Raw genomic sequence first — 7,647 nt, 5'->3', positions numbered from 1 at the left:
CGCGGCGGGTTCTTTTATCCGCGCGTGGGGTAAGAAGGGTAGTGGCGAGGGGGAATTCGTGGGCCTCGGAGGTATTGCCGTCGCGGAAGACGGGACGGTTTTCGTGACGGACGCGCATAACGGCCGCGTTCAATATTTCAGTCCCGAAGGCGTATTCTTAGGGGAATGGGGCAAGTACAATACCGAACGGGTACCCGGCGAATTCGCCAATCCGATTGGCATCGACATCGCGCCGGACGGGACCGTATATGTCGCCGATTTCGGGAATCACCGCGTCCAGTATTTCCGCCGAAAGGAGTAACGAACGTTACTGGTACAGCGTTATGATAAGGGGGCGAAAGTGGAGAACAACCGTCAGATCGTATACAGAGTCGAAGTGGGCGGGGCCAAGGAGTCTTCGGAGGGATTTAAGGAAACCGCCGACGAGATCGTAGGCTTACGCGACCAACTCGCCGCCCTCAAGGAGGAGCCGCTCGAGGTCGCGCCGGAGGTCAAGCCTCCCGAGGAGAAGGAAGAGAAGGAAGAGAAGAAGAAGCCCAAGTTGCCCAAGAAGGACCTCAAGGCCGAGGAGGAGGCCGCGGTCAAAAAGGTCTCGGGGATGCTCTCCTCGGGGCTGGTCCAGGGCCTCAAGTCCGGCGACGTGAAGGGCGCGCTGGAAAGTATGGGCACGCAGCTCGCGACGGACGCGGCGACGTCGGTCCTCTCCGGCGTCATGCAGTCGGCGCTGAGCTTCATCCCCGGCGTCGGGCCGCTGTTAAGTGGCCTGTTCGGCGGCCTCTTCCAGAGCGGCGGCCTCGTCAAAAGTCCCACCCTCGCGTTGGTGGGCGAGCGCGAGCCGGAGTTTATCGTAACGCAGGAACGTATGCGCGCGCTGTTGTCCGGCGGCCGGCCCGGCTACGGCTTTGGCCCGGGCGACTTCGGCGCTCCCAACGTCAGCGTCGGCTCCCCCAACGTGAACGTCGAGGTGAGCGTGGCCCCCGGCGTCGACGCCGACATCCAGACGGCCTACCGCGCGAGCGGCGTCCTGACGTTCGCCGCCGCGGACGCCGACAAGGAGGTCAAGACGACGTACCTGTATACCAACACCTCCGGCGTAAAAGTCACGATAGGGCCCGCCGACACGCCGAGCTCGTGGGCGGGGTACCTCGTCATCGAGCGGTTCCTGGAGACGAACACCTTGGGGCGGATGACGATATACGCCAAGGACATCGTGTGGACCGGCGCGCTGAAGCTGGGCGCGACGCGCGCGGGCCACGACGCCCTCACGCGCGAGTTCCGCGTTAACAACGACGCCTCCGGCGACCTCGTCATCTACTTCGACTGATGAGCGAGGAGCTGAAGGAGGAGCTGAAGCGGCTGGGCGCCGACGTAAGGCCGGGCTACGGCTTCGGCCCGGGCGACTTCGGCACGCCCAACGTGAACGTCGGCTCCCCCAACGTCAACGTCGAGGTCACGATGAACCCCGGCGTCGACGCCGACATCCAGACGGCCTACCGCGCCCGCGCCGGCGAGGCGCGATTGTCGCAACTTGAGGGGTAGATTTCCCGGATAACTTGGTACGTAGTTGAAGGTCGCCGCCAAAGTAAAAAGAGGAGCCCCTTCGGGCTCCTTCTTCGTCCCACGCCGGTACGTCGCAGCTCACGCCGCCAGCTTCCCCCGCAGCACCGTAACCGCTTTGCCGCCCAGCTTCACGCGGTCGCCGGCGAGCGTTACCTTCACGACGCCGCCTCGAGGCGAGGCCTGGAACGCTACCATCTCCTCACGCCCCAGCTTCGCGCCCCAGTACGGCCCCAGCGCGCAGTGCGCCGACCCCGTCACCGGGTCCTCGTCGATGCCCGCGCCGGGCGCGAAGAACCGCGAGACGAAGTCGTGTTCGCCGGAGGCCGCGCGCGCCGTCACCATCACGCCGCGGACGTTAAGCTCGCGCAGCCGGCCTATGTCCGGTTTGATACCCCGGATTACCTCCTCGCCGGCCGCCTCCACCAGGTAGTCGAAGCGCGTCTTGCCGACGTACCCCGCTTCCGCGACGCCCAGCGCTTCCAGTAAGCCCGGCGGCGTCTCCGCCTTCTTCGGCGCCGTGGCGGGGAAGTCGAGCTCGAGCCAATCGTTCCTCTTTTCCGCGGTTAGTAGGCCGCTCTTGGTGTGGAAGCGGGCCTCGTCGTCGCCGCGCAGATACCCCTCCGTGAACAGGACGTGGGCGCCGGCTAACGTCGCGTGGCCGCACAGCTCCACCTCCACCGCCGGCGTGAACCAGCGCAGGTTGAAGCCGTCGTCCTGGCGGTAGAGGAACGCGGTCTCGGAGAGGTTCATCTCACGGCCTACGTTCTGCATCCACGCCTCGTCGGCCGGGCCGTCGAGCAGGCACACCGCCGCCGGGTTGCCGGCGAACGGCTCCTCGGTAAAAGCATCCACCTGGTAGATGGGGACTTCCATCGTGTCTCCTTTGAAATAGTAACGGGAAAGGCGGCCCTCGCGCAACTTTGCGGCGATGCTAACACCGCCGCGAGCCGGAGTCAATCGTTTCCCTCGTCGCGTCCCGGGGCGGCGCGCGAGCCGGCTTGAACCCCTTTAGGCGCGAAAAGAGCTTTTTGAAATGTTGATTATAGGCGGGAGTCTGTTAAAAATATGCGGAGTTTTTTACAGGGGGAATAATGGGTACGATATCGTTTCCGTACAGGCCGCCGGGTTACCTCGCGCGACAGGGCTACGTCAAGCCGCTGTGGCAGGTAATGCTTCGCCGCAGCGACGTAGACCCGCGCCGTACGTACGTGCCGGACGATGAGGCTTACAACCTCCCGGCGCTCAAGGAAAAACTCGAGAGCGACAAGTACTCGGTCTCGACCATCGACCACGTGACCGTCGAGCTGACGCGCACCGACGAGCTGGTCGATTTTTTAAAGGGTCTGAAGGGCCCGAAGTTCCTTCGGGTTAAGATCTTCTCTTACCTTATCTTCCGCAAGGGCCAAAAGCAGCTCGTGTGGTTCGGCCAGCTCCAGAACCTCCCCGAGGGCGTGGACGCCTACCCTTGGGACAAGCTCAAGCTGACGTTCATGTCGCCGCCCGGCGCCTGGGAGGACGGCGACGCGGTAAAGGACCCGGCGACCAAGAGCGCATACCGTAACAAGCACGTGACGGACCTCCTGCTGCCGAAGTTCCTGGAGAAGGCCCGCTGGCAGGGGAAGGGAGGAACGCGCGAGTGGGAGCTCGAGGAGCCTAAGGTCAGGAGCAACGACTACTTCTGGGGCGGCGTCGAGGTCCCGGCAAAGAAGTTGGCGTTTAAGTCCACGTTCGACGGCGGCGGGGGTGGCGGGCCGTGCAAAGTTTCGGCCGTGTGCTGGGATTCTAAGAGGAAACTTTTGTACTTAGGCGTCCACGACGGCCCGGGCTCGAAGACGCTGCCCTGGCTCGTCTCCTATGACCCGAAGACGAGGAAATGGGCCAAGGTTACCCAATTTAAGTATACCGGCAAGCATCTTTTCTTACCGCTCGAGGATACGGGATGGGAAGTCCAACACTTGGAATATTCCGCGGCGAAAGACAAGGTCTATTTCGTTTGCCGTACCAACTATCAGGATTTATTTTTTACCATAGCCCATTATAAATGTAAGGGCGAAATACCCATGAACGCCGTTCCCAAAACCGTCGCGCTGAACGATAATAATCTATTCACCCTCCACGACAAGGGCATACCGCTAAGGAGCCGGTCTAATCTTTACCGGAATAAATGGCCTTTCAGTAAAGAACCAAAAAAATATTGGGTCGGCGGAATCGCCGAAACTATCGGTTGGGGGACGCCGCGTCACGATAAAGTATTCGCGGGCTTATTATGGGAAGCACCTCGGCACTTCAGTTACCTGAAGCGCAAATATCCGCGCGAGCCCAATGATAAAACGTTACGTGTGTGTAAAGGTTATGATATACCCGGCATAAATCAAATAGTAATGGTGCGCGATACGGCTAAAGGTTATCATCAATACGTTGGCTTCGTAGAAGCAGTTTGTGAAGGTGACGATTATTATGACGTCGGCGTGACAGAATGCGCCAGATACGAATTTGTCCCCATTCCGTTTCAATTAAACTGCGTTGTAAATTTCTATTCGCCTCATAATTCGCCCGCTCCCAACGTATTCATCGCCGAGCCGCAGGAGGTCCTGCTGGAGTATATATTCGGCGAGGGTTTTGCCGCGCCCGATTCGGTCCCCGTATGCGTTGAGGCCCGCTTAGCCGAGGTAGGGCGCGACCAATTTTTTTGGCGGGATATAATTGGCGAAATATCCGACACGAGCAAATTCAGGATAGACCGCGTCGGCTACGCGTCGTTCATATCAGTGAGAGATATAGACGACGTGGGTAAGCGTGAAAACGAATACGATTGTATGCTTTGGGCGTCGCCGGTAGCGCCGTTCAAAATTACGCTGAAAGGCTACAACCCGGCGTTTCTAATCGAGGACGGCTTTTGGGTTAAGAGCGAAGTACAAGAGGACCAAAATTCCTCGCGGCGTTGTCAGGACCGGGACCGTAAATGCAGGCTCGTCCACAACGGTGAGGATTGCGGCGTCGGCAACGACACAATAGCGACCTACGGCAAAATATTCCTGTGCAAAGACGAGTCCGGTATCTATTGCGCCTGGAACGACCACGCGCAGGACAAGAGTTGGCGGTGGTTCTCGCAATGCAAGATCGCGAAATGGCTGGACGGTGAAAGGTTCCTTTTGATATGGACGGACCGCGATACGGGAAATCGAAATTATAAACCGGAATCGTATATTACGTCCTTCGTTCGACATAAAGACAGGTTTTATATGGGGCGTAAATACTTCGAGCCGAATTGGGTAGATACTAACTTGCGGATATTTTGGGCCGGGCTCCCCCGAGAAGATTTAAAACCCGAAGATTATTCCGGCGCCCCCGTCGCGATCTGTGCCGTCAAAGGCGATAGGACCGACATATTGGAACCCGGTACCCAGATAGTAGTTCGACCGGGCCCAGGGCCGTATAAACTGGACGTAGAATGCCGCATATCGGACAAGGTCCACGCCGAGACCATTGGGGTTAACAATTTTGCGGACTATTGGAAACTGGACCACGCCGCCGAAGGCGAAAAGCCTTATGAGGGAATGGTTACCTGGTTCCCTTTACTATTGGCCCACCCGTGGGAAGTGCGCGGCACGTATATAAGCGTAATGAAGGGCCGGGACGAACGGCATCAGATAATGGAGCTCAAAGTATAGCCGCACGATGCGGATATCGTAAGGGGTATTTGACGTGGGTCAACAAACGTGGAGTATCGTGTATGCGGCGCGTCCCGCTGCCGGCGAGCCGAAGGAGGGTCGCGAGCTCGAGCACGACGCCAAAGAGTGGAAGGGCGAGGGCCAAACCATAGCTTATCAGGAGGACTACCCGCGTATGCCGCGCGTCCAGCTTAAAAACGCCAACGTCGTTCCCGGTACGATAAAGGTGACGCTAAAGGGTAGTCGCGAAACAATTAGTCTAACCGACTACACTAGCAAGGTGGAATCGGCCTGGTATCAGGATTGGGCCATCCCGCCTAAATACGATGCTTACGTCCACCGCCAGCAAGGCGACGATTTCAATACGTGCTATATATACTTCAACCCGGACCTGGAGGGCGAGGAAGTGGACGTAGTCTACCAGTACTTCTTGACCGGCGCCGAAATACGCTCGCCGATAATATTCAAGGGCGACCTCTACTTCAACGAAACCGGCGACCGACACCGCTTCGTTAAGATTTATCGCGAGGGCGGCGAAACGAAGATCAAGACCACGTACTCGCCGCGCGTGGGCGACCGGGAGCTGACGTGCATCACCGCCGGCGATGACCGCATCTGGGCCATAAGCGCGCCGTCGTACCTCTTGGTCCAGTTCGCGAAGGAGTGGTCCGGCTACGTCCAAGAGGTTAGCGGCAAAGGCAAGAAGATCTGGAATATCGTCGCCGACCTGGCCCGCGCCGGCGACCAGTACTGCTTCGACCGCCTGGGGAAGCTCTACGTCGTCAACCGCGCGACGCCGACGAAGACCGGGACCTTCCCTCACATCCTCAAGATAACCCGGAAGGACCTGCCGCCCTACGAGAAGGTAACGTTCGGATACGCCAACGGCAAGGTCCAACGCGGCACCGGCAAGCCCGAGCTGAGCCTGAGCTGCAACTACGTATACGACAAGGGCCACGCCGAGGTCTTGTGCCAAAAGGCGTACGAGTACTACACCGTCAGGCGGCGCGAATACGTCGTCGAGTGCGCCGGCATCCTCGAGCAAATCGGCCTGTGCGAAGAGAAGAAGTTCGAGTATTTGGGTAAGCCGGCCAGCGGTATTATAGTAGGCCGGCAGTTCAGCCCCAAAGGTACGACGACTTTCACGGTGGTGGAGAAAGCCGCGCAGAGCGAAGGGGCCGGCGGGGGCGGCGGCGGCAGCACGCAGGAGGCATAAATGGGTTCGTGGGACTTATACCATACGCGCGGAGAGTTGGGCCCCCGGGTGGACTGCCTGGCCCAGGACGGCGAAACCGTGGTCCTCAGCTACACCTGGACCAACGTCGCCGCCGGCTCTCTGTTCGAGCTCGACAACGTCGCGCCCGTTATGACCGAGTTCTTCGAGCTCGAGGAGAAGATACGCCTCGGCATCGACGGCCACAAGATCGTCGAGACCGGCGGCTACTACTACCGCGCCAAGCTCGAGTTCCCGCTGCTGAGCAAGGCCGTGGGGGGCGAGGTGTGCGCGGTCCTCAACCACTGCGCCCGCGGCGGCCTATTCAAAGCGAAGTTCTATCCCCATTCCGACAACGCCGATATCCACTTCATCTGCCACGTCAAGGGCAGCGTCGACGACTTCAAGGTCGACGGCCGGCCCTTCGCCGGCGGCCACGCCGCGGTCCTGGAGGTCATAGGGCTCGAGCCTTTCAAGAGCATACCCTGGCCCGTGGCGCGCGGCCTCAAGTTTATGGCTAAGGCGCAGTGGGACACCTATTCCGGCGCGGAAAAGGTCAACTGCTTCATGGGCGACGAAGGCTGGTGGGGGTCGTATTCGACTACGGAGAAGGAAAGCAAGCTGGGCTACCTGACCGACACGGAACAACTCGTCGTGATGGATTAGGTTGCTCGAAGGGGGCATTATGGCCAACAAATGGGTCACGCACGACCACTCTAACTATCCGCCCGGCGGGCCGGTCTCGGCGAGCTATCTCGCCGACGCCGGCGAGTTCAACCAGAACTACCAGGACATCTGCGACGCCGTAGGCGCGCGCTACGTCCGCGGCGTCGCTTGCGAGAACAAGAACTCTACGTCGACGACGTGCGAGATATGGCTGCAGGCCGACGGCGGCGCGCGCGACGTGTGCGACGACGGCTGGTACGCGCTCATCTACTACGGAACGTCCAACGTCTGGGAGACGACCGTATCCGTAAGCGGGTCCGACTGCTACGTAGTCTTCGGCGACGGCCAGCTCAAGAACCCGGAGGCCTCCGGCGTCTCGGACTACTCCGCCACGGCTTTCATCGACGGCCTGCACATTATCCTCTTCCCCAAGAAGATGATGCTCCCCGCGGACTGGGTGATAACCACCGAGGGCGCCGACGGCGGCCTCTCGAGCGGCGATATCTACCACGCAGACGAGCTTCTCTCCGATTTCAT

General features: G+C 59.9%; 8 protein-coding genes. 7 read left to right on the top strand and 1 reads right to left on the bottom strand.

From position 1 onward, the window contains the following. From VMX79_12125 to VMX79_12115, 3 genes are all read left to right on the top strand, one after another. Positions 1–301 (top strand): NHL repeat-containing protein (locus tag VMX79_12125; protein ID HUV87844.1); only part of this gene is annotated, 301 nt, incomplete at its 5' end. A 39-nt stretch (positions 302–340) separates the two neighbouring features. Further along, the gene (locus tag VMX79_12120) at positions 341–1,324 is read left to right on the top strand and encodes a hypothetical protein (protein ID HUV87843.1); all 984 of its coding nucleotides are present in this window, start codon (positions 341–343) and stop codon (positions 1,322–1,324) included. Beyond that, positions 1,324–1,539 carry a hypothetical protein gene (locus VMX79_12115; protein ID HUV87842.1) on the top strand — a complete coding sequence of 72 codons (216 nt, stop codon included), beginning with the start codon at positions 1,324–1,326 and terminating at the stop codon, positions 1,537–1,539. Before VMX79_12120 ends, VMX79_12115 begins: the two co-directional genes overlap by 1 nt. Before the next feature lie 99 nt (positions 1,540–1,638). Here VMX79_12115 and VMX79_12110 read toward each other — a convergent pair whose 3' ends face one another. Next, complete coding sequence (locus VMX79_12110) at positions 1,639–2,433, bottom strand: PhzF family phenazine biosynthesis protein (GenBank protein HUV87841.1); 795 nt, start codon at positions 2,431–2,433, stop codon at positions 1,639–1,641. 218 nt (positions 2,434–2,651) lie between these two features. Here VMX79_12110 and VMX79_12105 point away from each other — a divergent pair, with 218 nt between their 5' ends. From VMX79_12105 to VMX79_12090, 4 genes are all read left to right on the top strand, one after another. Then, positions 2,652–5,231 carry a hypothetical protein gene (locus VMX79_12105; protein HUV87840.1) on the top strand — a complete coding sequence of 860 codons (2,580 nt, stop codon included), beginning with the start codon at positions 2,652–2,654 and terminating at the stop codon, positions 5,229–5,231. A gap of 34 nt (positions 5,232–5,265) precedes the next feature. After that, the gene (locus VMX79_12100; protein HUV87839.1) at positions 5,266–6,447 is read left to right on the top strand and encodes a hypothetical protein; all 1,182 of its coding nucleotides are present in this window, start codon (positions 5,266–5,268) and stop codon (positions 6,445–6,447) included. Further along, on the top strand, positions 6,448–7,110 hold the full coding sequence (locus VMX79_12095) for a hypothetical protein (GenBank protein HUV87838.1): 663 nt from the start codon (positions 6,448–6,450) through the stop codon (positions 7,108–7,110). A 19-nt stretch (positions 7,111–7,129) separates the two neighbouring features. Then, on the top strand, positions 7,130–7,647 hold a 518-nt coding region (locus VMX79_12090), incomplete at its 3' end, for a hypothetical protein (GenBank protein HUV87837.1).

It is taken from the genome of bacterium, from assembly GCA_035529855.1.
Lineage (GTDB): Bacteria > RBG-13-66-14 > B26-G2 > WVWN01 > WVWN01 > WVWN01.
Note: the sequence above shows the minus strand (reverse complement) of the source record. Positions and strands in the feature narration are given on the sequence as shown.